The sequence below is a fragment of the Hyunsoonleella ulvae genome (assembly GCF_016827605.1).
Taxonomy (GTDB): domain Bacteria; phylum Bacteroidota; class Bacteroidia; order Flavobacteriales; family Flavobacteriaceae; genus Jejuia; species Jejuia ulvae.
Genome location: NZ_JAEPJQ010000005.1, coordinates 81,802 through 106,229, shown reverse-complemented (window position 1 = coordinate 106,229; position 24,428 = coordinate 81,802). Strand labels below are relative to the sequence as shown.

Annotated in this window: 21 protein-coding genes and 1 pseudogene; 11 read left to right on the top strand and 11 right to left on the bottom strand. The window is 33.7% G+C overall.

What is annotated here, in order from left to right; all coding sequences use genetic code 11:
• Positions 1 to 11 precede the first annotated feature (11 nt).
• A complete protein-coding gene (locus JS605_RS13320) occupies positions 12 to 1,154 on the bottom strand; it encodes an N-acetylmuramoyl-L-alanine amidase family protein (protein ID WP_203258215.1) in 1,143 nt (380 codons plus the stop codon).
• A 200-nt stretch (positions 1,155 to 1,354) separates the two neighbouring features.
• Here JS605_RS13320 and JS605_RS13315 point away from each other — a divergent pair, with 200 nt between their 5' ends.
• Together JS605_RS13315 and JS605_RS13310 are read left to right on the top strand one after the other, a co-directional pair.
• Entirely contained in the window at positions 1,355 to 4,087 is a 2,733-nt protein-coding gene (locus JS605_RS13315) for a putative LPS assembly protein LptD (protein WP_203258214.1), read from the top strand.
• A gap of 34 nt (positions 4,088 to 4,121) precedes the next feature.
• Positions 4,122 to 4,502, top strand: a complete 381-nt coding sequence (locus JS605_RS13310) for a RidA family protein (protein WP_203258213.1) — start codon at positions 4,122 to 4,124, stop codon at positions 4,500 to 4,502.
• A gap of 3 nt (positions 4,503 to 4,505) precedes the next feature.
• On the opposite strand, the gene JS605_RS13305 is transcribed toward JS605_RS13310, so the two are convergent.
• Entirely contained in the window at positions 4,506 to 5,939 is a 1,434-nt protein-coding gene (locus JS605_RS13305; protein ID WP_203258212.1) for a response regulator, read from the bottom strand.
• A gap of 129 nt (positions 5,940 to 6,068) precedes the next feature.
• Here JS605_RS13305 and JS605_RS13300 point away from each other — a divergent pair, with 129 nt between their 5' ends.
• Positions 6,069 to 7,109, top strand: a complete 1,041-nt coding sequence (locus JS605_RS13300) for a GMP reductase (RefSeq protein ID WP_203258211.1) — start codon at positions 6,069 to 6,071, stop codon at positions 7,107 to 7,109.
• A 15-nt stretch (positions 7,110 to 7,124) separates the two neighbouring features.
• Here JS605_RS13300 and JS605_RS13295 read toward each other — a convergent pair whose 3' ends face one another.
• The 4 genes from JS605_RS13295 to JS605_RS13280 all read right to left on the bottom strand — a co-directional run bounded on the left by JS605_RS13295 (position 7,125) and on the right by JS605_RS13280 (position 14,624).
• A complete protein-coding gene (locus JS605_RS13295) occupies positions 7,125 to 7,985 on the bottom strand; it encodes an N-acetylglucosamine kinase (RefSeq protein ID WP_203258210.1) in 861 nt (286 codons plus the stop codon).
• 63 nt (positions 7,986 to 8,048) lie between these two features.
• Positions 8,049 to 9,050 (bottom strand): type I glyceraldehyde-3-phosphate dehydrogenase, encoded by a 1,002-nt coding sequence (gene gap, locus JS605_RS13290; protein ID WP_203258209.1) that lies wholly within the window; start codon positions 9,048 to 9,050, stop codon positions 8,049 to 8,051.
• A 21-nt stretch (positions 9,051 to 9,071) separates the two neighbouring features.
• Complete coding sequence (gene pfkA / locus JS605_RS13285) at positions 9,072 to 10,058, bottom strand: 6-phosphofructokinase (protein WP_203258208.1); 987 nt, start codon at positions 10,056 to 10,058, stop codon at positions 9,072 to 9,074.
• Positions 10,059 to 10,202: 144 nt separating this feature from the next.
• Positions 10,203 to 14,624 carry a translocation/assembly module TamB domain-containing protein gene (locus JS605_RS13280; protein WP_239000350.1) on the bottom strand — a complete coding sequence of 1,474 codons (4,422 nt, stop codon included), beginning with the start codon at positions 14,622 to 14,624 and terminating at the stop codon, positions 10,203 to 10,205.
• A gap of 178 nt (positions 14,625 to 14,802) precedes the next feature.
• On the opposite strand from JS605_RS13280, the gene tsaD reads away from it, so the two are divergent.
• The 3 genes from tsaD (at position 14,803) to JS605_RS13265 (ending at position 17,318) form a co-directional block, all read left to right on the top strand.
• A complete protein-coding gene (gene tsaD, locus JS605_RS13275; RefSeq protein ID WP_203258207.1) occupies positions 14,803 to 15,825 on the top strand; it encodes a tRNA (adenosine(37)-N6)-threonylcarbamoyltransferase complex transferase subunit TsaD in 1,023 nt (340 codons plus the stop codon).
• Positions 15,826 to 15,957: 132 nt separating this feature from the next.
• The gene (locus JS605_RS13270) at positions 15,958 to 16,599 is read left to right on the top strand and encodes a peptidylprolyl isomerase (protein ID WP_203258206.1); all 642 of its coding nucleotides are present in this window, start codon (positions 15,958 to 15,960) and stop codon (positions 16,597 to 16,599) included.
• Complete coding sequence (locus tag JS605_RS13265) at positions 16,599 to 17,318, top strand: 16S rRNA (uracil(1498)-N(3))-methyltransferase (RefSeq protein ID WP_203258205.1); 720 nt, start codon at positions 16,599 to 16,601, stop codon at positions 17,316 to 17,318. The genes JS605_RS13270 and JS605_RS13265 overlap by 1 nt, the downstream gene beginning before the upstream one ends.
• Before the next feature lie 9 nt (positions 17,319 to 17,327).
• Here the strand turns inward: JS605_RS13265 and JS605_RS13260 are convergent, their stop codons facing one another.
• The gene (locus tag JS605_RS13260; protein ID WP_203258204.1) at positions 17,328 to 18,026 is read right to left on the bottom strand and encodes a DUF1223 domain-containing protein; all 699 of its coding nucleotides are present in this window, start codon (positions 18,024 to 18,026) and stop codon (positions 17,328 to 17,330) included.
• Positions 18,027 to 18,057: 31 nt separating this feature from the next.
• On the opposite strand from JS605_RS13260, the gene JS605_RS13255 reads away from it, so the two are divergent.
• The 5 genes from JS605_RS13255 (at position 18,058) to JS605_RS13235 (ending at position 22,122) form a co-directional block, all read left to right on the top strand.
• Positions 18,058 to 18,753, top strand: a complete 696-nt coding sequence (locus tag JS605_RS13255; RefSeq protein WP_239000349.1) for a DUF4159 domain-containing protein — start codon at positions 18,058 to 18,060, stop codon at positions 18,751 to 18,753.
• A 201-nt stretch (positions 18,754 to 18,954) separates the two neighbouring features.
• Entirely contained in the window at positions 18,955 to 19,287 is a 333-nt protein-coding gene (locus JS605_RS13250) for a hypothetical protein (protein ID WP_203258203.1), read from the top strand.
• 5 nt (positions 19,288 to 19,292) lie between these two features.
• Complete coding sequence (locus JS605_RS13245) at positions 19,293 to 19,793, top strand: TrmH family RNA methyltransferase (protein WP_203258202.1); 501 nt, start codon at positions 19,293 to 19,295, stop codon at positions 19,791 to 19,793.
• A 54-nt stretch (positions 19,794 to 19,847) separates the two neighbouring features.
• On the top strand, positions 19,848 to 20,936 hold the full coding sequence (locus tag JS605_RS13240; RefSeq protein ID WP_203258201.1) for an AI-2E family transporter: 1,089 nt from the start codon (positions 19,848 to 19,850) through the stop codon (positions 20,934 to 20,936).
• 7 nt (positions 20,937 to 20,943) lie between these two features.
• Positions 20,944 to 22,122, top strand: a complete 1,179-nt coding sequence (locus JS605_RS13235) for a THUMP-like domain-containing protein (RefSeq protein ID WP_203258200.1) — start codon at positions 20,944 to 20,946, stop codon at positions 22,120 to 22,122.
• Positions 22,123 to 22,132: 10 nt separating this feature from the next.
• Here JS605_RS13235 and JS605_RS13230 read toward each other — a convergent pair whose 3' ends face one another.
• From JS605_RS13230 to JS605_RS13215, 4 genes and pseudogenes are all read right to left on the bottom strand, one after another.
• The gene (locus tag JS605_RS13230; protein ID WP_203258199.1) at positions 22,133 to 22,900 is read right to left on the bottom strand and encodes a toxin-antitoxin system YwqK family antitoxin; all 768 of its coding nucleotides are present in this window, start codon (positions 22,898 to 22,900) and stop codon (positions 22,133 to 22,135) included.
• Between the two features lie 147 nt (positions 22,901 to 23,047).
• Positions 23,048 to 23,605: pseudogene (locus tag JS605_RS13225) on the bottom strand (REP-associated tyrosine transposase).
• Between the two features lie 293 nt (positions 23,606 to 23,898).
• Entirely contained in the window at positions 23,899 to 24,189 is a 291-nt protein-coding gene (locus JS605_RS13220) for a type II toxin-antitoxin system RelE/ParE family toxin (protein ID WP_203258198.1), read from the bottom strand.
• Positions 24,179 to 24,421: a hypothetical protein gene (locus tag JS605_RS13215; protein WP_203258197.1), complete on the bottom strand. Its 243-nt coding sequence runs from the start codon at positions 24,419 to 24,421 to the stop codon at positions 24,179 to 24,181. The genes JS605_RS13220 and JS605_RS13215 overlap by 11 nt, the downstream gene beginning before the upstream one ends.
• Positions 24,422 to 24,428: the final 7 nt, after the last annotated feature.

The following is a 24,428-nucleotide window of genomic DNA, read 5'->3' as shown; positions in this document are numbered from 1 at the left end:
ATAGGAACTTATTAATTCGAGGCTGTTTTTAGAACATTGGCTAGCGGAACCCTATTTCCATCCTTGAAAGCTACTACAAAACTGGTAGCATAGCCTTTTGCTTTTGCCTCTTTTACCAAAGACTTGGCTTTGTTATAATCCGAAGTACTTCCATAAAAATACTTGTATAAGTTTCCTTGCCTAATTCGAGAAATATCTTTTAAGCCTTTAAAATTATAGGGTTTGGGTTCTAGTACCCTTGAACTTGCTGCGATTTGAACCTTGAAAGTAACACCTTCTATGATGTTTTCCTCAATAATTCCACCAGAAGGGTTTTGGGGATTTTCATTTTTTTCTGTAACCGCAATAGCTTTCAACTTATTTTGGAAAATAGCATTCACATATTTTTCTATCGCGTTAAATAATGACTTTGTCATTACTTGCTTTCCTTTTTTAGAGTTTAAATAATCTTCTTCTTTTTTGTGTGTTAAAAACCCTAATTCCACAAGTACACTAGGCATATATGTATATGCTAAAACATACAAACCTGCCTGCTTTACCCCTCTACTTTTACGCTTACCTGTAACTTTAAACTCTGTTTCTATATAATTTGCCAACTCTATACTATGATCTAGATAATCCTCTTGCGCTAAAATCAAACTTATTAAAGACTCAGGCGAGTTAGGATTAAAATCTTTATATGTTTCCTCATAATTGTCTTCTAGATAAATTACGGAGTTTTCGCGTTTGGCAACTTCAAGGTTTGCAGCGTTTTTATGAAGCCCTAAAACAAAGGTTTCTGATCCATATGCTGTTCCTTTCCCTCCTGGTTGCGCATTACAATGTATGGATATAAATAAATCTGCCTTGTTATCGTTTGCAAAAACAGCGCGTTTATTCAAGGTAGGGTAAACATCTTTAGTTCTTGTATATAATACTTTTACATTAGGTATATGCTTTTTTATAAGCTTGCCCAATGCAAGGGTTACATCTAAAGCAATATCTTTTTCGGCGGTCTTATACCTCTTCGTTCCTGGTGTTCCAGAATCTTTACCACCATGTCCCGCATCTAAAACAATAACCAATTTGTTATTGTTGGACTGTGCATTAACAGATACATTAAATGTTAATACTATTATAAAACATACGAAACGTAATATCATGTTCGTTTTCATGTGGTAATTGTTAAATTTTGAATTTAGCATTCAATTTTACCTAAAAAGGTTCAGTTTTTGATTAAGCAAAAGGGCTGTATAATTTGGTTTATTTCAAATGAAAATTTTTCTAATGAAATATAAATTAAACCCAGAAAAATATATGTAATTTTGGCATTTCAAAAACCGAGCCATACTTTTACAAAAATACATTAAAAGCGTTGCGTACAAACCAATTTAAAATACTTTTTGCATTGAGTTTTACAGTGTTTATCAACACTTTTAGCTTCGCCCAAGATATCCCAAAAAAGGGGCAGTCTATTGAAGCAACCCCTAAAAAAGAACAGGATACTCTAATAAAACCCACAGATAGTATTATAAACCGAGAAGTTCCCGAAACACCTCAAGACACCACTGTTATAGATTCCATAAACCCCAAAAAGAAATCGTTTTTGGAGCATATAGTTACCTACAAGGCCCAGGACTATACCTCGATGAATCAAAGAAAACAGAAATTGTACCTCTATAATGAGGCAGAGATTACGTATGGAGATCTTAATATCAAGGCAGGAGATATAACCATAGATTATAAACGGAATATAGTTTATGCTAGAGGTATCGTTGACACTTCTGGCACGTATACGCAAGCTCCTGTTTTTGATCAAGGAGGAAATATAGTAAAACCTGACTCTATTGTTTTTAATACTAAAACCCAAAAGGCACTTATTTACAACAGTATTACCGAACAGGGAGAAGGAACCGTTATAGCTAAGGTTACGAAAAAAGAGAATGACTCTGTATATTTTATAAAAGATGCCAAATATACCACAGCTGAAAACTTAGATGATCCTGAATACTATATTCTACTAAAAAGGGCTAAAATTGTACCTAAGAAAAAAATTGTAACTGGGCCAGCGCAGATGTACTTCTACGATGTGCCTACCCCAATATGGATGCCGTTTAGCTTCTTTCCACAAAGGCCAGCGAATACTGCTGCCTCTGGAGTACTTATTCCAACATTTGGAGAACAAAATGAAAGAGGCTATTTTTTACAAAATGGTGGGTATTATTTTGCTATAAGTCCGCATATAGACCTAGCGCTAATGGGAGATTATTACACTAATGGAAGTTATGGTGTCCGGGGGGAGAGCACTTATGCGTTAAGGTATAAGTTTAGTGGTAATTTTGGATTTAGATACGAAAACCTTATAACTAGTGAACGTGGTTTCCCCGACTATTCTAAAACTACAGTGTATAACTTGCGGTGGTCTCACAGTCAAGATGCAAAAGCGAGTCCTAATTCAAGGTTTTCTGCATCAGTAAACTTAGGAAGTAGTACATTTTATAGGGCTTCTCTTAACCAAGCTACCACAGGTGCTTTTTTAAATAATACCTTAGCTTCATCAGTCTCTTATTCTAGGACATTCCAAGGGGAGCCACAAGTGGACTTTAGTGTTACAGCTACGCACTCACAAAATACCCAAACACAACAAATAAACATGACGCTCCCTACATTTCAGGCCAATATGGGACGTGTATTTCCTTTTGCTCCTAAAACTGGGACTAAGAAGGGAATGATTCAAAACATCAACTTTCAATATAATGTGCGTGGAGAAAACAGAATTCAAACCACCGATTCTCAATTCTTTAAAAAGGAAATGTTTGATGATGCCAAAGCAGGTTTTCAGCACTCTGTACCTTTAAGCACAAACTTTAAATTGTTTAAGCATTTTAGTGTAAGTGCTAGTAGTAGTTTTAACGAAGTTTGGACATTTAATACCATAGATAGGCGCTTTGATTTTGAAACTAGGGAAACGATAACAGACACTATAAAAGGCTTTGATTCTTATAGAACCTATAACTTTAGTACCAGTATAGGTACTACAATTTATGGTATGTTCAACTTTGAAAAAAAGGGAGAGGATAAAAAACTAAAGGCTATACGGCATGTAATGCGTCCTGCAATTAGTTACAATATTAATCCTGCTTTTGATAGGTATTATGATAGTTACGAAACCGAAGTAGTAACTGCTGATGGTGCAACGAGAGATGATGTAGAATTCACTCGTTTTGAACAAAGTTTATTTGGAGTTCCTAATAGACGATTTTCCAGTTCAATGGGTATTTCACTATCAAACAACTTTGAGGCGAAAGTAAGAGACAAGGATTCTACAAAAACCGAACCTAAAAAAGTAACACTCCTAAATAACTTAAACGTGTCTACCGCATATAATTTTGCTGGCGATTCCTTACAATGGAGCCCTGTAAGAATAAATGGTGGTACCCAATTGTTTGATAAAAAATTAAGTGTAAACTTTAGTGCAACTTTAGATCCCTACGCTTTGGATAACAATAATAGAAGAATAAACACCTTTAATATCGATAATGGAGGTAGTTTGTTTAGGCTTACAAGTGCAAATATGAATATGAGCTACTCTATTTCTAGCAAAAGCGGTGATAAAAAAGATGATAATGCTAGAGATGCCAGTGTAGAGGAAAATATTAGGAATGGTGGTAGAGCTGATGACTTGTTTGGGCGTTCGGAGGATTATACAAGTAAACGCTTTGATGATACTGACAAGAAAGATGAGGATCAAGAGGATAATAAATTTTATAACTTTAAAGTGCCATGGAGCCTGAGACTAGCCTATGCTGTAAATTATTCTAATCAAAGACGTAATAGTGAAATAGCATCACACTCGCTAATGTTTTCTGGGGATATTGAGTTGTCTCCAAAATGGTCTGTAGGAGGATCTTCTGGTTACGATTTTAAAAATCACGGATTTACCTTTACACAGTTACGTTTTGAACGGGATTTATTAAGTTGGCGTATGAATTTTAGTTGGGTGCCTTTTAGCTCTAGAAGCTCATGGAATTTCTTTATTGGGATAAAATCTAGTATTCTTAAGGATCTTAAATACGAGCAGAGAAGGCAGCCAGACCAAACTCTATAGGATTATCGTATCATTTAACACATAGAATATTCTAATGAAAAAAATAATTACTACCGATAAAGCCCCTGCTCCATTAGGACCATACAACCAAGCTATATTGAGAGGAAACACGTTATATCTATCGGGGCAAATTGCCATAAACCCAGAAACAGGACATTTGGTATTAGATGATATTCAATCTGAAACTATGCAAGTAATGCAAAATCTAAAAGCTGTTCTAGATGCAGCCAATTATACGTTTGAAAATGTTGTGAAATCTTCAATATTCATAGCTAATATGGATGACTTTAGTATAATTAATGATGTGTATGGTAGTTTCTTTAATGAGGAAACTGCACCTGCCAGGGAAACAGTTCAAGTGGCCAGATTGCCAAAGCATGTAAACGTAGAAATTAGTATGATTGCAGTGAAGTAAAACTTAAGACACCTGCTCCTCTTTTTTTAAAGCATATTTCCTTAAAACACTATTTAGTTTTTTACTATCTATAGGTTTTGCTAAAAATTCATCAACCCCAGCTACCTTTGCTTTTTTAATGTCCTCGTCAAAAGCACTTGCTGATACCGCTACTATTGGTATATTATTCTTCTGGTATTTATCAGAATTTTTTATGATTTTTGTGGCTTCATATCCATTGATTTTTGGCATGTATATATCCATAAAAACCATATCAAAGTTAATTACTTTGTAAAGGTTTACAGCATCTAGGCCATTGGTTACAAATGTACATTCAGCACCATGCTGTTCTAATAAAAAACGAAGTACTTTTTGGTTCATTTTATTATCCTCTGCTACCAAAACACTAAACTTGTAATCATATTTGTTTAATAAAATTGGGACTTCTTTTGGTGGTTCTTCTATAACATTAAGGGTTTTTTGCATTTGTAAGCTAAAGTAAAATGTGGACCCTTCGTTCTCCTTACTTTCAAACTTAAGCTCTCCTCCCATGAGTTCTATAAGTTTTTTACTTGCTGCAAGCCCTATACCAGATCCTCGATAATGTTTTAATGGTATTGTGCTTTTCTCTTCTATACTTTTTAAAGTTTGGTTTTGCTCAAAATCACTCATACCAATACCAGTATCTTTAATATAAAATGAAACCACTTGTAGGTTGTCATATGTTACTTTATGGTCAATAGTTATTTCTATTTTTCCACTGTTGGTAAACTTAATGGCATTGTTTACTATATTAATGAGCACTTGTTGTATTTTACTAATATCTCCCAATAATAAAAAATCCTGTTTCTTATCTATTAAAAATTTATAACTAAACTCTAGATTATTTTCCCATGCTTGATATTCAAATATTTTAAACAGCTTGGTAAAATCAGATTTTAAGCGAATAGGTACTTGTTCTATTTTCAAATCAGCCCCAACACTTTTAGAATTATTTAAAATCATATTTATAAGCTGTAGTAAGTGTTCTGAGGAATACTCTGCAATCTCAAGCTGCGCCTGTTGGTCTGAATCTAAGTCGGTATTTTTTAACATACGAATCATACCCATAATTGTACTCAACGGAATACGGATTTCATGACTCATATTCTCTAGATAGATAGATTTGTGTTCAGAACTCTCAGTGACTGTTTCTAATTTTTCTTCTAATTCATTAATTCTATTATTTAAATAAGATTCTACAACCCCATCATCAATTTGAGACCTTAATACATATAAAAACGCTCCAGTTACAATAACTAAGGTCATGAAAATCAATAAAGCGAAAGTTGAGAAATAATCAGCGCTATCAGAAATGTATCGTCCGGCAAAAAATAGAATCCCCAAGGTTATAAGCCCAAAAATAGAACCAATAGTCCACAGTCTAAAGCCTTGTTTGGATTTGGGAGGAAATTTCATTGCTAAAAATTAGTTAACATTAAATATACGAAACAATATGAATTTATGGATGTTATCAAATATATTTTCGTTCAAGAGGTTTAAAATCATAAAAGCCTTAATTTTGAATATTATTAAAATATGTGCCTCATGCGAATTGAATATGATATAAAATTAGGTTTTAAGGATGTTATGATACGTCCAAAGCGGTCAACACTTAAAAGCCGAAAAGAGGTTAATCTTACTAGGGAATTTAAATTTTTACATAGCCCATTAACTTGGTCTGGGATACCAATTATTGCTGCCAATATGGATACTGTTGGTACTTTTAAAATGGCAAATGCGCTTACCGAGGCACAACTATTTACTACGATACACAAGCACTACAGTACTGAAGAATGGACTGCGTTTTTAAATACATCCCCAAAAGGTATTGAAAACCATATTGCAATAAGCACTGGTATTGGCAAACAAGATGCGATACGCCTCTCTGAAAACATAAAAGCTAATCCTCAATTACAATTTATTTGCATCGATGTTGCTAATGGGTATTCTGAGCATTTTGCTGATTTTGTAAAACAAACAAGAGATAATTACCCAGAAAAAGTAATTATTGCTGGCAATGTTGTTACGGGGGAAATGGTAGAAGAATTATTACTCTCTGGTGCTGATATTATAAAGGTAGGTATCGGCCCAGGATCGGTATGTACCACAAGGGTTAAAACAGGTGTTGGTTACCCACAACTTTCTGCTATTATTGAATGTGCTGATGCTGCTCATGGTTTAGGTGGGCAAATAATTAGCGATGGTGGATGCACAACCCCTGGTGATGTAGCTAAAGCGTTTGGTGCTGGTGCTGATTTTGTTATGCTAGGTGGTATGTTTGCGGGACATGATGAAAGCGGTGGTACTATTATTGAACGTAATGGCAAACAGTACAGAAAGTTCTATGGCATGAGTTCTTCTACAGCAATGGATAAGCACTCTGGTGGTGTAGCTGAATACAGAGCTAGTGAAGGTAAAACTGTTGAAGTGCCTTACCGCGGACAGGTATCAGAAACCATAAAAGATATTTTAGGAGGCTTACGTAGTACCTGTACTTATGTAGGGGCTTCTCGACTGAAAGAGCTTACTAAGCGTACTACTTTTATTAGGGTTGCCGAACAGGAAAATAGGGTTTATTCTAAATAAATTTGGACTTATTAATTACATATCCTTTGTGTGGAAAGGTACCAAACCATCTATGGGTCTACGTTCAAAATTACCAACTGTAAAACCCATTTCTTCTGCCACTTCTTTAATTTCTTGTTGTGCAAAAAAGGCGATAGACCCTGCAAAATGCACTGGAACTGTTTTTAGTTCCTCTTTGTATTGAAAAATCATGTTTTTTGCAAATTCCCTAATGCCGTCCTTTATAAGTTTAATGGTGTATTCCGAATCTTTGTGTAAAAACATAAATTCCGCAAAACTTGCAAGATAAGCATTGGGACTTGGTTGCTTGTATAAATTATATTTTATAAAGTCTGCATCCATGTTATACTTAGCCCCAAATGCAACTTTTACATTTTCTGGCATATGGTTATAATAGTAATCCTTAATTAATTGTTTACCATAATAATTACCAGAAGCATCATCCATTAAAGTATAACCAAGGGAGATGATACGTTGGTGCAATTGTTCTCCATCATAATAGCTACAGTTTGACCCTGTCCCCATAATACAAACTACTGCAGCCTCTTTTGGATGATTAATTGTTGCATAAACAGCAGCTAGGGTGTCCTCATTTACCTCGACATGAGCTTTGGTAAATATGCTTTTTAAAACTGAAGATAGTAGTTCTCTTGCATTTTCTGTACCACAACCAGCACCATAGAAAAAGACATGGGTGGCCTCATCCTTATGTGCTTTTAATTCCTCACTCTTTAGGATTGTCTTGTGTAGCTTTTTTTCACTTAAAATAGCTGGATTAAGCCCTTTAGTGCGAACTTTTTCCATGAGTTTATTTCCTTCTTTGTCTACTGCTAACCAATCAGATTTGGTAGAACCACTATCAACAATTAAAATCATAAGTATGGGAATAAAAAAGCTTCGCAACCGTAGGATCGCGAAGCCTTTGAGTTATTTAAAGTATTATAAAGTACCAATGTGTTGTGCTAAATCAATAAGTTTAGTTGAGTAACCAAACTCATTGTCATACCAAGAAATTAATTTAATGAAACCATCATTTAAACCAATACTTGCTCCTGCATCAAAAACACTTGTGCGCGGTTCTGAAACAAAATCTTGGGATACCACACCTTCTTCAGTATATCCTAATATACCTTTTAATTCGTTTTCTGAAGCTTCTTTAAGCGCTGCTTTAACATCATCAAAAGATGCCGGGTTCTCTAAACGACATGTTAAGTCTACTACAGATACATCTGGTGTAGGAACTCTAAATGCCATACCTGTTAGTTTTCCGTTTAATTCTGGAATCACTTTACCAACTGCTTTTGCAGCACCTGTAGATGAAGGAATGATGTTAGCAATAGCCGCACGACCTAATCTGTAGTTTTTTCTAGACGGTGCATCAACAACAAATTGTGTTGAAGTGGCAGCGTGAACTGTTGTCATTAAACCTTCTGCAATTCCAAATTTATCATTAATGACTTTAGCTAAAGGCGCTAAACAGTTTGTAGTACAAGATGCATTAGAAACAATAGTATCTGCATCAGTGATTTTATCATGGTTTACCCCCATTACAAACATTGGTGCATCTGCAGATGGTGCGGATATAGCAACTTTCTTAGCTCCTGCTGTAATGTGTGCTTGTGCTTTATCTAAAGTTGTAAATATACCTGTACAGTCTAAAACAACCTCAGCACCTACTGCATCCCATTTTAAATCTTCTGGATTACGCTCTGCTGTAATTCTTATCTCATTACCATTTACAACTAGGTTACCGTTTACTACTTCAACAGTACCGTTAAATTTTCCGTGTACAGAATCATACTTTAACAAGTACGCTAAATGCTCAACATCCAGCAAATCATTAATTCCAACAACCTCTATGTCTGGTCTAGTTACTGCTACTCTAAAAGCAATCCTTCCTATTCTTCCAAACCCGTTAATTCCAATTTTTAAATTTGACATGTTTTTATTTATTAATGTTTATTATGTGCTCATTATATCTGAGACACGAAGTAATTCTAAGTTAATTTTTGATTTTCCTTTTATGGCTTGATCTAAAGGTGTTAACTGCATTACATTATTCAGCAAACCTACCATAAAATTTGTTTTACCTTCTAGTATGGACTCTACAGCCTTTACCCCCATTCTACTGGCAAGTACCCTATCAAAACAAGATGGGGCTCCACCACGCTGCATATGGCCTAAAACAGAAACCCTAACATCGTAGCCTTCCATGTTTTCATCAACATATTCTTTAAGTTCGAATATGTTTTTACCTATTTTGTCGCCTTCAGCAACTACAACTATACTTGAAGACTTTCCAGATGTTCTACTCTTATTTAAAGATTCTACCAATCTATCAAGTCCTAAATCTTCCTCTGGGATTAAAATTTCCTCTGCTCCACCGGCTATACCTACATTGAGAGCTATATGGCCAACATCGCGACCCATAACCTCTATAAAAAACAACCTGTTATGTGAGCTCGCAGTATCCCTAATTTTATCAATAGCTTCTACTACTGTATTTTGCGCAGTATCAAAGCCCAGGGTATGTGATGTTCCAAAAATATCATTATCGATAGTTCCAGGAATACCCATCACTGGAAAATTAAACTCTTGATTAAAAATCATGGCACCTGTAAAAGTTCCATCCCCACCAATTGCTACCAAGGCATCTATTTCTGCTTTTTGCAATTGATCGTATGCTTTTTGTCTACCTTCCTTAGTTCTAAATTCTTTAGAGCGGGCAGATTTAAGTATGGTACCTCCTTTATTGATGATGCCTTTCACACTTCTAGGACCTAAAATTTCAAAATCCCCTTTCATCATTCCCTCATATCCTTGGTAAATACCTACACACTCTATATTATGAAAGGCACAAGTTCTTACTACAGAACGCACTGCTGCATTCATTCCAGGAGAATCCCCTCCTGAGGTAAAAACACCTATTTTTCTTATTTTTTCTGACATTAACGCTTTAATTTCGAGGTAAAATTACTAAACAAATATTATATTTTTATAACATATATCATATTTTAATAGTATTATAAAACTATAACGTTTTAGTTAACAAAAAGCTCTGTTTTATTAACAAAACAAGTGGATGCCAAATGATTACCCTTTTTTCTCAGAAGATTTTATTGTTATAAAACTTGGGAGTGCCTCTGCTTCATTTTCCTGAGGTTGTTCTTTTGTAGGTGCTTTTGGTTTTTGTTTCTTTTTAAATAAACTTCTAATCAGTTCTTTAAAGGTATCGAAATCTACATTGTATGATAAACCTACACCTTGTTTATACCCTATATCTTGACCAAAACTCTGAATATCAACTTCTCTATTAAAAACTTTAGCAGATAAGGTACCTTCTTTATTTAATAAAAAATTAATCTCTAAATCCCCAGCAACAACGGTTTGGGTTTCCCCCGCACCTCCTACGGGCACACCAACACTTCCGTTGAAAAATACTTTATCGTTAATTTGTGTTTGAAATGTGGCCACTACCCTATCATCAGTTTGATAATCTGGCCTATTTTGGCCTGCTTCATAATTAAAACCAAAGTTTACTTTTCCATCCTCGCTAGAAAAGATACCATTTACGATACCATTTAAACGTTCTGCTATGGTGCCGGACACATTTAACTCTCCTGAGCCTCTATTTTGGAATGACCCTCCTGTAGCCAGAAAATATAATGCTTGGCTTTCACGCTCTGCATCAGAATCCAAACGGTATTGTAACTCTGACTTAATAGTAGAGTTAGCATTAGGAAATTCGAAATCGTAAGTTGGTTTTGGGCGTTCTAAATCTCCTGTTAGCGTAATATTTAATTCCACAGGAATACTTCTATTTATTGGATTATCTAATAGTGGAGAAGGGTTCGTTTGGGTTTTATAGGTTGCCAGCATATTTATAGTTGTGTTTCTTAGCGGATCCCCATTCCATGCTATGGTACCACCAGGTTGCACTATAAACTGTTTCTGCACTAAACCTCCGTATGCAAAATTATACACCCCTTCAAATACGGAGAAGTCCCCCCACATATCAAATTTACCATTAGTATTTATTTCAACTAAAACACCGCCAACTCCCCTGCCTTTAAGTGCGTGACCAGTTTCTTTATTTATAATTATTTCTAATTCTGCATCTTGTGTAACATCCAAATCAAAATCCAATTCTAATCCTTCTACATCTTCCAAAACAAATTCCTCACCTTTTTCGCGTGCCAGCTTTTGTTCTGGTGTTATAAAGTGTATGAAGGAATTATCCCCAAATGATTCTGTGTCTGATAAAGGAATTTTAAATACCGTACCTCGTTTTGTTTCTCCTACTACACTAATTACTAATTCTTCAGTAGGCCCATAAATACTTGCGGTTCCTCCAATAAACCCAGTACCATAATATAGGGATTCTTCTGTTTCTTTGGTATCGAGCACTAAAAGCCTTCCTGTTGATAGGCCTAAATCCAACCTCCAATCGGATAAATTTACATGACTTAATTTACCATTTAATCGTGCTGTAGAATTGTACTTTGTATCGGTTAACAAAATATCCTTAAACAAAAAACTCTGGTCTTCTAGAACGACTTCTGCATTATTGTTAAATTGATAATCTACATTTAAGTAAGGTATCGTAAAGCCTCCGCCATCGAGATTGAGTTCCCCTACTATATCGGGACGTTTTAAATTCCCAATAATATTGGCCTCTCCTGTAACCGCTCCTCTAATATTGGACAAAATACCTGATAACAGAGGGTTTAGTGGGTTTAAGTTAAACCTATCGAACTCCAAATCAACATCTATATTCGTATTGTTTCGTTTTACATTTATATCACCTATGGCAGAAAATGTACTTTTAATGTCATCGATTATACTAACATCAACATTATACTTGGTTAAATCTTCGTTACCTATAATTTGGGCATTGAAATCTCCTAGAGGAAAATTGTTGACTTTAAAATTATCAATCACTACAGTAGAGTTAGGAAGATATCCACCATTCGTTTGTAAAATATCCAATTTACCATTTACACGTCCGTTTAATTTTAGGCTATCGATATCAGGGATTATTTTTGAAAGCCTTACGTCTTTAAATTTAAGTTTTAAATCCTTTTCGGTAGAGTCCTTAACAAAACCTGATAAAGTCACTTGTTCATTACCGTGATTTATTTTTAACCTATCAATTTCTAAAGAAGATAAATCTTTTGTAAATGAAATTTTATTATACTTATCATTACTACCATTGATATACCATTTATAATCCTTAACAATGACATCAGATGTCTTAAAACCGATTACAGAATTATTCTCTTCATTTATTGTGTGGTAAAAACTAAGGTTAAACTTATCATTATTACGCTTTCCTCCTGAAAATTCTGAACGTATAAAAAGCGTATCATTAACAGTAACATTAATTAAACTAAACTTGGATGCACTATAGTATTTTGTATTTATACTATCTACTTCTACATAAGTGTTGAATAAAGGGTTGCCATTGTCTACTTGTAGCTCGATACCCTTGGCAAAATTTTCCAATAGTTTTATTTGAGGCGATTTAAAGGTAAGTCTAAATTGGTTTGCCTCACTCTCAATACGTCCACGAATAAAGGTGTTTTTACCTAGTTCTATTTCTGGATATATAACTTCTACAATTTTGTTATAGATTTTTAAATTAAAGTCTATTCTTTGATTGTCTTCTACCTTATGCGGTTTATAATTTGTGTAAATATTACCAACGGAGTTCTCTAAGAGCTTTACAATATCCCTAACCTTAAACTCTCCGCTTATGCCACCTTCAATAATATCTGGAGAATTAATATCCACATATCGTGTTTTACCTTCAAATCTAGATCCTATCTTAAAACTCTTAAAGTTATAGGTATCATGCTCATTTCTGTAGGATGTATTTCTAAACGCTATTTTACCATACGCATCGTCTAAACTACTACTGTTCATATTCATGCTAACAGTACTTCTAAAAATTGAAATACTGTCTTTTTTCACAAAGTTTAAGACGTTTAAATCTGCATAGTCTACTTCAGCTACAAAATCATATTTATTGATGGCATCAGAATAATCGATTAACCCATTAAACTTCAATTTAAGATTATCATCATTTACCAGTAAAATGCCATCAAATATTTTATTTTTTATTTTACCTGAAACTTGGGTTTTGCTGTAGTTGTAATCATTATAATTAAGCTGATATACATCTCCTTTTACTTCGGTGTTAATGGTTTCCGCTAGAAATCCCCTTCCGTTTACATTCATGTCAAGAGAGACCTGCCCTACTTTGGGATCTTCTATAAAAGTCCCTAAATTAAATGTATCTAATACAATTCTTCCTTTATAAGATGCATTATCAATATCGTTTATTTTGGTAATATGTAAGTCGGATTTCACAAAACCTAACTCTGTATTCATTACAATATCTGCATCCACCTCAGAAGCGGTAACTCTAGAATTTCCAGTGATCTTAAATGTACCCAACCTATCAAAAGAAGATGGGATAGCTGCTCCTAAAACATTTGGCAACAAAGCTTTTAAATCTTTGTATGTAGACGTAAGGTTTTTAAACTTGCCATCCATTAAAAAATCGTTGGAGGCTTTACTAAACAGGTTTTTAAAAACAATGTCCCCGTAAACTAGAGTATTGCTACTAGTGGTAAGTGCTAGATTTTTTGCAGTTAAATCATTTAATGTGCCAGAGAGGTTTACACTAAACGTTGTTTTTTGGTTTTTCCCAAACTCATCATAAAAGGTATTTAGCTCGTCCATGAGCACACTCGAATCTTCAAAAGAAGCCTCAAGCACCACTTTATCTGTAAAAAACTGTAAATCTTCTCTTTTGTAAAAAAACTTTAAACGCCCCTCTAAAACGGAATTAGCTGTTTTTATCTGTAAAGCATCAAACGTCATACTGGATAAGGTGTACTTAAAATTAGTCATCAAGTTATCTACCTTAACCCCTCTACTATCTTTAAAAGACAAGGTGTTTATTCTGGTACTTACATCACTACCGTGTATTAGAAAATTAGTGGCGTTAATATTTAAGTTGTTCAATTCTAAAACCTTGGTAGTCTCCCTGTTTTCATCTAAAAGTCTAAAAGTACTATCGTAAATGGAAACATCACTAGAGGATAATAAAAAACTACCATCTCCCTTTTTGGGGTTATCACCTTCTAATTTTGCTACAAATATATCTAGGTTGGTGTCTTTGTAGTCCTTGTAGGTTTTAATATTGAATACGAGATCCATAATATCAATATCTCCAAACACAAGCTGACCGTTAATTAAATTTGAAAAACTAAGTATAGAAGTATTTAATTCTTTAATGCTGATTAGCGTATCCTGCTTAAAATCTTCAACATAGATGTTTTTTAACTCTACATCACCATTAAATTGAAGTCCTAACTTTTCAATATTAATATTGGTTTTAAAAGCTTCGTTAAGACGTTTTGTAGCATAGTTACCCAGGCCGGTTTGTACAGAAGGAATAGTAAAAATAAGTACCAAAATAACAAAGAGCAATACCAGTATTGCCAAAATTTTATATGATATTTTAAATACTCTCTTAATGTTGCGTATTGGTTTTAAAACTTAATACCCCATTACCCCTTTTTAACATAGAAATAATGCCTAGTTTTGTATTTACGTTTTTACAAAAGAAAACAGATGTAAATTCGATTTCAAAATTAACAATTATTGTGCCTAATATTTAGTAATGGCAAAACAAAATATTTATATTCTGGGGATTGAGTCTTCTTGCGATGATACATCAGCTGCCGTAATACACAACGGAAAGGTTTTAAGTAATGTTGTGGCGAGTCAAAAAATACATGAAGACTATGGTGGTGTTGTGCCAGAATTAGCCTCGAGGGCACATCAACAAAATATAGTACCTGTAGCGCATCAAGCGCTTAAAGAAGCGGGCATAGATAAAACGCAACTAAGCGCTATTGCTTTTACCAGGGGCCCAGGACTTATGGGAAGTTTGCTGGTAGGTACATCGTTTGCTAAATCCTTAGCTTATGGTTTAAACATTCCTTTGATTGATGTTAACCATATGCAAGCCCATATTTTAGCGCATTTTATTGAAGAAGCCGGTTTTAAAAAGCCCCCGTTTCCGTTTTTGGCAATGACTATTTCTGGTGGCCACACGCAAATTGTAAAAGTAGATAGCCATTTTCATATGACCGTAATTGGAGAGACTATTGATGATGCTATTGGTGAGGCTTATGATAAAAGTGGTAAGATTTTAGGCTTAGGTTACCCTGCTGGCCCAGAAATTGATAGACGGGCGCAGTTAGGGAATCCCAAAGCATACAAGTTTACAAAACCTAATGTAGACGGACTAAACTTTAGCTTTTCTGGGTTAAAAACTGCAATTCTGTATTTTATTCAAAAAGAAACACAGGCAAACCCAAATTTTATAAATGAACATATAAACGATGTGTGTGCTTCTATACAATACACCATTATTGGCATTTTAATAGATAAACTAAAAAAAGCTTCAAAAGAAACTGGTATCAAACATATTGCCATTGGTGGAGGTGTTTCGGCTAACTCAGGAATTAGAAAAGCCTTAAAAGATGGCGAACAAAAATTTGGATGGACCACTTATATCCCTAAGTTTGAGTATACCACAGATAATGCAGCTATGATTGCTATTGTTGGTTATTTAAAGTTTTTAGAAGGTAATTTTGCTGATCAAGATATTATGGCTTCGGCTAGGTTGAAGATATAAAATTAGTTAGTAGTAATCAGTTGCAGTTAGCAGTACAACAAAGTTGTAAACAACCAATTCTTAAAAACTTCTTATGTATTAAAAATTATTGTTTTGTTTAAAATTTAAATTTGAAAAAATTTAATACAAAACATGAAACAATACCTACTATTTGCACTCGTTTTTTTATGCGCTATTGTGTCTTTATCTGCCCAAGACGACACAGAAGAAGCTCTTGCCTCTATTGAAACACAGGAGCAAGCCAAACAATTTATAAAAGATAAATATGCTTTTAACAGCAAGATTTTTACGTTTAATGAAGAAAAGCACAAATCCCAACTCGCAAAAGCCTTATTTACACTAGATAAAGGACAAGTAAAAACGGAAAAGACAGCGTACGAAAAAGTACTTTATAAAATCTTAGAAAAAAGTACAAACCCTTATTATCGTGTAGCCTATATCTTTTTAGACGGAAACACCTATAGCTTAGAAAGCATTAATGCTTTAAGAGAAACCTTAATAGAAAAATATAACAATGGTACGCCGTTTAGTGCATTAGCAAATCAATATTCCATGGATAAAAATCGCAAAAAAGGTGGTGATACTGGCTGGTTTACAGTAGGAAGTATGCCTGCAGCGTTAGAAAATGCGATTATATCTAACAATCATGTGCTTGAAGATATCTATACCGTTGATGTACCATCAAAACAATGGTATTATTTGGTGTTTCAATCTCATGAGCCAAAAGATATTTCTGAAATTAAAGTCCTAAAAATCGTTGAACCTCTAGAATAATGCAACTTTTTTATAGTCCAGACATTAATGAAGAATCAAAAGATTTTTCTTTCTCAAAGGAAGAAAGTAAACATATTGTTAAGGTACTGCGTAAATCTGTTGGAGATGTTTTAACTATAACTAATGGCAAAGGTTGGTTGTTTACAGCAAAAATCACTTTAGCTACTCAAAATAAATGTGTTGTTTCCATAACTTCAAAAGTCTTTGAAAAACAAAAAGATTATTCTTTGCATTTAGCTGTTGCTCCTACTAAAATGAATGACAGATACGAATGGTTTTTAGAGAAAGCTACCGAGATAGGTATAGATGCCATTACTCCTATTATTTGCGACCATAGTGAACGTAAAATAATTAAGCCAGAACGTTTTGAGCGTATTTTGCAATCAGCAATGAAACAATCGTTAAGTTGCTATAAGCCTAAGCTTAATGAGGCTATACCGTTTAAAGCATTTGTTGAACAAGACCACAACAGTAGTTTATTTATCGCGCATTGCGAGAATAGCGGTAAAAAATCACTAAAAGCAGAATTGCAACCAGCAACCAGTATTACTATTTTAATTGGTCCCGAAGGAGATTTTAGTAGTGAAGAGATTGAATTGGCTTTGCAGAAGAATTTTATGCCAGTTACTTTAGGCGACACAAGATTGCGTACTGAAACTGCTGCAATAGTAGCATGCCACTCTGTAGCTTTTGTCAATGAGGATTGTTCAGTAAACTGATTTAAATATTTATAAAGCTATTTGTGTGCCTCCTGTAATATCTAGATTTTCAGATTGCACCAGAGCCACAATAGCTAAATCATCTTTATCGTCTACAATTTTTGGAATTTTCAAATGCGTATTGCCAGTCTTGTCATCTAACTTAAAATACACTTCTTCAACTACAATATTCGAATTTTTTAAAGTCCTGTTTCTATTCTCGCCACGTTTTACATCGGTTACCCGTTCTTTAATTACCAATACCAATCGCAGGGTTCTATCTAACAGCGTTCCATCTACGATATAATCAAAATTTAGACTGGCATCCATTCGTTTTACATTAGAAATTGTAACCGTATTGCTCGGTAATTTTTTAGAATATAATGTTACATTTTCTTCCATTTTAGATGCATTAGACCCCACAAAATGCGTCTTCCCATTAACCACAACCTGGGGCGTATAAACAGACCTACTGTAAAACTTGTTGCCATAAGCTTTTTGCTTCTCTGTATAAGACACTTTACTAAAAGGATCTTTCCAACCTATATAATTCCAATAATCCACATGGTAAGAGAGTGCTATAATTTTGTCTTCGTATTCTGCCTGTACCTTATCAACCAAAACATCTGCAGGAGGACAACTAGAACACCCTTGAGAAGTAAACAACTCCAAAACCACAAGAGGTTTGTTATGGTTAACTTGAGACTGTGCGTAAAAAAAAGTACTCAAAAATATAATTGGTATTAAAAAAGTATTTCGCATGGTATTTCTTATTATTTTTGGAATTATGAGTTTTAGTTGTCAATCCTTACGATATCTTACACTGCTGTTTATATTTGGCATTTTTTTAACAGCTACGTGTTCTGCACAAGAAATTGCTGTTTTAAAATACAAAGGTGGTGGCGACTGGTATAGCAACCCTACAGCATTACCAAATTTGATAAAATTCTGCAACGACAACATAAACACTAAAATAACTACAAAACCAGAAACGGTTGAGACAGGAAGTACAGATATATTCCAGTATCCGTTTTTACACATGACAGGGCATGGCAATGTGTTTTTTACTGAAGATGATGCTGAAAATTTACGCAATTATTTGATTTCAGGCGGTTTTCTTCATATTGATGATAATTACGGGATGGAACCTTTTTTGAAAAAAGAACTTAAAAAAGTATTTCCAAATAAAGATTTGGTTGAGATACCTACAACGCATCCCATATTTAATATTGCCTATAAATTTCCCAATGGATTACCAAAAATTCATGAGCATGACGGTAAGCGTCCACAGGCATTTGGTATTTTTTATGAGGATAGATTAATAGTAATATTCACTTTTGAAAGTGACTTAGGAGATGGTTGGGAAGACCCCGAAGTACACAACGATCCTGAAGACATACGCCTAAAAGCATTGAAAATGGGTGCTAATATTGTGAAATATGCGTTTGAGCATTGAAATTAATTATCTTGGTTGATTTATGAACTTTTTCTTAGAAATGTTATTTTCAATATTTGATTTTTTTTCTGAGTATACTATCAATAAAGGTCAAAAGAATAAATTAACAAAACAGCAACGAAAAACAACTTATATTTTTTTAATTCTATTTCTCACAATCTCTATCACAGTTATTCTTTATCTAAACCAAACAAATAAAATATGAAGCTACAATATTACTGCAGTTCTCCTTCTTGTGGCAAAAGCAATACTATTAAAGTAAAATCCAATAACAGATTTGATTTAAAAGCTGAAATTGGAGAAGAACTAAACAAACGTTGTAAACATTGTGGACACCAAACAAAGCGACATATTAACAGACTGATGGCAGAACCAAATTATTATCTAATTATTGGAGGCATCATTTTAGCAGTGATAATAACAGTGTTGCTTTGGGATCTAGGCTTTATCTCCACACTAACAGGTACCATCCCCATAGCTATCTGGATGAATGAGAAAAAAAAGGCTAGTGCGTTTAATAAAATTATGGTGTAGTATTCATGCAACTTACCCACTATAATTCAACGTTTACTAAACAAACATTCCCAATAACATTAATTTGCGACAATGTTACTAATGCATCAAATATTGGTAGTATTTTTAGAATCTCGGATGCTTTTGGCATAAAACAACTCATACTTTGTGGCGATGGTATTACCCTGGGAAGAAAAATGACCAAAACCTCTAGATCTACTGAGAAAACAGTTAATTTTCAAATTAAAAATTCGGCTTTAGACACTGTAAAACACTACAAAGATTCAGGCTATCACATTATAGCTTTAGAGATTACGAGCAACAGTACCCCTATGTATATTGCCAAGTTCCCTTCTAAACATCCCATTGTTTTGGTAGTTGGCGATGAAAATTTTGGAATTTCAGAGCGCATTTTAAAACTATCTAACGACATCTTACATATTGATATGTTTGGACAAAATAGCAGTATGAATGTTGTACAGGCTACAAACATTGCATTATACGAAATCACAAAGCAATTGCGCTAACATCTTCTTACTTCTGTTTTTTATGCTTCCATCTGCATTGTTTATATTTACTACATGAATTCAAAAATCATCTCGAACGGCATCCTAAGAGCTATTGCCATTGTTTGTGGTATAGCACTTCTGTTCTATTTTCTTTATCAAATACAGTCCGTTATTGGATATGTTGCTATAGCAGCTGTAATATCGCTTATTGGGAGACCAATTGTGTTGTTTTTAGAGCGAAAGCTTAAATTTAAAAACACCATCGCTGTAGTAGTCACAATGACGCTTTTATTGGGACTTTTTATAGGGCTAGTAAGTTTATTTATTCCTTTGATTATAAAACAGGGGCAAAACTTATCCCTTCTAAATATTGAAGAATTACAAGGTAATATTGAAAATTTATATGCTGAAATCGTAACTTATTTTGATTTACACCAAATTGATGTAGAACAGTCCTTAAAAGATTCAAATTTATTATCGAAAATAGATTTCTCCTTAATCCCTAATTTTCTAAACTCTGTAATTGGTGGACTCGGCAGTTTCAGTATAGGGCTCTTTTCTGTGATTTTTATTTCTTTTTTCTTTTTAAAGGATAGTAGGTTATTTGAAAATAGCATTTTAACCTTAATCCCTGACAATAAAGAGAGTCGCTGGAAAACATCTTCCACAAAAATTAAGGATTTGCTATCGCGCTACTTTGTTGGTTTGATTTTCCAAATATTGATACTCTTTATCATTTATATGATAGGATTACTCATCATTGGTGTTGAAAATGCAGTGGTTATAGCATTTTTATGTGCGCTTTTAAACCTTATCCCCTATGTGGGACCATTAATTGGTGCTGTTTTAATGCTCACACTTACCATGACCAGTAATTTAGGTGAGAGTTTTAGTGATGTTATTTTACCAAAAACCTTTTGGGTGCTGCTTGTTTTTGTTATTGGACAATTGGTTGATAATTTTGGGAGCCAACCTATCATTTTTTCTAAAAGTGTAAAATCCCATCCGTTAGAAATCTTTTTAGTCATACTAATTACAGGTATTTTATTTGGTGTAGTTGGTCTTATTATTGCAGTGCCAGCTTACACGGCTATCAAAGTGATTTTAAAAGCCTTTTTATCAGAAAACAAGATTGTTAAAAAGTTAACTAAAGACTTATAGTTTTTGTTTGAATACATCAATTTTAAATATTGAAGTACAAGAGTTTATAAATTCCAATTTAAATTCTGATATTAATAAAATACTTTTAAAAGGCATAACTTTTGAAGGTGTAGAAACCCCCGAAATTGTTAACCATATTGAAGCAAAAAAGCGATGCAAATTAAAGCTTCCCACATGGTTTAAAACCAAAAATATTTACTATCCCAATAAGCTAAATATTGAACAAACCTCTTCTGAAATAACAGCAAAATACAAATCAGAGATCATAAAAGGCAACAGCTTAATAGATATAACCGGTGGCTTTGGTGTAGACAGCTATTATTTCGCAAAACGATTTAAAACTGTTACACATTGTGAAATCAATACCGCATTGTCGTCTATTGTAAAGCATAATTTTAAGCAACTAAATATTCAAAATATTGAGGCAAGGCAAGTTGATGGCATTACATTACTATCAGAAACCAACACTACATACGATTGGATTTATGTAGACCCCTCCAGACGTCACGATTCTAAAGGAAAAGTGTTCTTTCTTAAGGATTGTTTACCAGATGTCCCAAAGCATTTAGAAGTACTATTTCAGCGTTCTAAAAACATACTTATAAAAACTGCGCCTCTATTGGATATTTCGGCAGGAATTAACGAATTACAGCATGTAAAAACTATACATATTGTAGCTGTAAAAAATGAAGTGAAAGAACTATTGTGGGTTTTAGAAACAGATTACGATAGTACTATCGCAATAAAAACAGCTAATTTAAAAAACGATGCTATAGAAACATTTAACTTTGGTTTAAATGATGAAATTGTATCTGAGGTAAGCTATAGCGAACCCCTAGCCTATTTATACGAACCCAATGCAGCTATCTTAAAGTCTGGAGGTTTTAATCAGGTATCAAAACAATTAAATATTTTTAAATTACAAGCGCATTCTCATTTGTATACTAGCCAATTCTTGATAGATTTTCCTGGAAGACGATTTAAAATAGATACTGTAATTCCGTATAATAAAAAACGCTTTAAAACACTGAAGATAGATAAAGCCAATGTAACCACCAGAAATTTTCCTGATAAAGTTGAAGCTATTCGAAAAAAACTAAAACTAAAAGATGGAGGCAACCATTACCTCTTTTTTACCACAGATACAAAAGGTAATAAGATTATTATTAGTTGTAGTAAAATTTAATAAACCACACTTATCCTTTCTTTTTAAATAGGCGCTTAATAAAACTTTTCTTGTTACCTCTGGCCTTTTCAATAGAATCCAAACGTTTTTTGGTTAATCGTTCTTGCTTATTTTTTGCTCTTTCAATTGAGTCATTACGCTTTTTAACAATCCTTTCTTGTTTTATCTTAACCTTTTCAATAGAATCAAATTTTCGTTTGGCAATTCTATTAAATTTTATTTCTGCTTTTTCAATTGAGTCTTTTTTTCTTAGGATACTAAGCAACATAAGCTTAGGCTTTTCGGTATAAATAGTGTCTTTTGCGTGGTACGTAGTATCTTTAGTTTTATAATTTATCCATCGCCCTACTTTAATATTATGTCTATACGTACCAGCTAAAACCATATCCCCGTTGGTGCTATATGTTATGCATTTGCCTTGTTTATAACCATTATGCCAGTGTTCTAGTAACAATAGCTGTCCGTTTTCATCCCAATATTTCCAAATACCAGTTTTTAGGCCATAATCAAAAGCACCTTGTTCTGCTAGTTGGTTAGATCTGTAATACTTTAAATAAGAATCGTGTAGCACATTGCCACCGGCATTTGCTAATGATTGATGTACACCACCAGACTTAAACCAGTAATATGTTTTGTCTGAGCTGTAATTGTTTAACTTTTTGGTAGAGATGTAGCACTCAATATCATAGCCATTTTCTCTTACCATTCGCTTTTGCACATCGGTAGTAAACGCTATACATGTTAAAACCACGCATAAAACAAGTATCTGTTTTTTCATTTTTAGGTAAGTAAATTTTTTATGGCTAAAGTTATATACTCTACCTTAATGACAGTTAGGGTTTTGCCTTATTAAATGTATGGTTTTGGAGCGTAGATGTATCCTAAAATACATCTCAAAAAAAAAGAATAATAATACGGTTAGTGTTTATTGAAAAAATCCAATATCATCTGTTTCTAAAACAGTATGGTCGTCTTGATGATTTCTGGCACTTGAGTATTTCCAATCTTCAGGATTAGTTACAAAACCACTTTCTACAGGATTATTATGAATATAATCTATTTTCTGTTTGATTACTTTTTCGCTCCATAACTCTATTGGCTTATTGTGATGCTGCTAAAATTGGTATTTTGAAATATTGCCTTGTTTTTTTCCTGCACGTTCAAACATCCACAACAGCCATTCTTTTCTGCTTTCTTGTGGATTGTTTGCAATGGCTTCTATTACTTTTTTAGACGTATGACGTTTAAAGTCTCGCAATAGTTCTGAGGGTTGTTCATTTCTTGACCTGAATATAAAATGCACATGGCTAGGCATAAAACAGTAGCAATATAGTTCCATACCTTTTTCTACCCTGCAATAGTTTATACTGTCTACCAAAACGTTAAAATATATCTGCCTTGTAAATACGTCAATCCAATTTACGGTGGCAAAGCTTACAAAATATAGACCTGCTTTGTTGTGAAACTTATAATTTCTACTCATGATGCCAATATAGTAAATCTTTACAGCTACCGCTACTTTGTAGCTAGTGAACTAAAAACAACAAAAAAGCCTTTACGTTGCCGTAAAAGCTTTTCTTTTTTTCTTACTCTTGTACTAATCTTTACCGCCACTAGCAAATGCTAGCGGTAGCAAGAACTACAAACTAGGACCATCGGGGTTATTTTATTTTAAAGAACTTATGATTAATACTAGATTAATCGAAATCTAAGATATAAAAACCCACCTAGCAAATAGATGGTTTTCACTTTAAAATTTTATAATGTAAATCTGACTTATTTCGGTTTCTTATCTGGATTATCTTTGGTAGGAAATACAGAATAAACTATAATATCATTATCTAAAATCTCATAAATAATAACATAAGGAAATATCTTTAAAACACCTTCCCGTATATTTTTAAACTTAACTTGATAATGATGTGGATATTGTTTTATGTAGCCAAGTATCTTCTGAACTTCAGTATAGAATCTTTTACCTAATCCAATTTGCTTCTTCTCATACCAATCATAACTCGCAAACACATCTTTAAGAGCATCATCCCTAACAATAAGATTATATGCCATATCTCGCAGAAACCTCTTGCTTGAATTCTTCTAGAGTATAAGACTTTCCTTCTCCAGCTAAATGTTTTTCTCTCCTTCTTTCTACTTCTTTTTGTTGTGCCTTGGTTAAAACAGATGTAGATTTTTCTCGTTTATATTTTTCAACAAATTCATCAAAAGCCTTAGCCAAATCCAAATCATTGGTATATTTCATCAGCTCTTGCAGTTTATGCCTTAATTCTAATGCACTCATATTACAA

Bases quoted from the DNA above. Each gene is read 5' to 3' on its own strand.
- JS605_RS13245 (WP_203258202.1), top strand. From the start codon at position 19,293: ATGCAACTTACCCACTATAATTCAACGTTTACTAAACAAACATTCCCA.
- JS605_RS13220 (WP_203258198.1), bottom strand. From the start codon at position 24,189: ATGGCATATAATCTTATTGTTAGGGATGATGCTCTTAAAGATGTGTTT.
- JS605_RS13255 (WP_239000349.1), top strand. From the start codon at position 18,058: ATGGTATTTCTTATTATTTTTGGAATTATGAGTTTTAGTTGTCAATCC.
- gap (WP_203258209.1), bottom strand. From the start codon at position 9,050: ATGTCAAATTTAAAAATTGGAATTAACGGGTTTGGAAGAATAGGAAGG.
- JS605_RS13320 (WP_203258215.1), bottom strand. From the start codon at position 1,154: ATGAAAACGAACATGATATTACGTTTCGTATGTTTTATAATAGTATTA.
- JS605_RS13295 (WP_203258210.1), bottom strand. From the start codon at position 7,985: ATGATTTTAATTGTTGATAGTGGTTCTACCAAATCTGATTGGTTAGCA.
- JS605_RS13250 (WP_203258203.1), top strand. From the start codon at position 18,955: ATGAAGCTACAATATTACTGCAGTTCTCCTTCTTGTGGCAAAAGCAAT.
- tsaD (WP_203258207.1), top strand. From the start codon at position 14,803: ATGGCAAAACAAAATATTTATATTCTGGGGATTGAGTCTTCTTGCGAT.
- JS605_RS13215 (WP_203258197.1), bottom strand. From the start codon at position 24,421: ATGAGTGCATTAGAATTAAGGCATAAACTGCAAGAGCTGATGAAATAT.
- JS605_RS13310 (WP_203258213.1), top strand. From the start codon at position 4,122: ATGAAAAAAATAATTACTACCGATAAAGCCCCTGCTCCATTAGGACCA.
- JS605_RS13270 (WP_203258206.1), top strand. From the start codon at position 15,958: ATGAAACAATACCTACTATTTGCACTCGTTTTTTTATGCGCTATTGTG.
- JS605_RS13230 (WP_203258199.1), bottom strand. From the start codon at position 22,900: ATGAAAAAACAGATACTTGTTTTATGCGTGGTTTTAACATGTATAGCG.
- JS605_RS13265 (WP_203258205.1), top strand. From the start codon at position 16,599: ATGCAACTTTTTTATAGTCCAGACATTAATGAAGAATCAAAAGATTTT.
- JS605_RS13300 (WP_203258211.1), top strand. From the start codon at position 6,069: ATGCGAATTGAATATGATATAAAATTAGGTTTTAAGGATGTTATGATA.
- pfkA (WP_203258208.1), bottom strand. From the start codon at position 10,058: ATGTCAGAAAAAATAAGAAAAATAGGTGTTTTTACCTCAGGAGGGGAT.
- JS605_RS13240 (WP_203258201.1), top strand. From the start codon at position 19,848: ATGAATTCAAAAATCATCTCGAACGGCATCCTAAGAGCTATTGCCATT.
- JS605_RS13305 (WP_203258212.1), bottom strand. From the start codon at position 5,939: ATGAAATTTCCTCCCAAATCCAAACAAGGCTTTAGACTGTGGACTATT.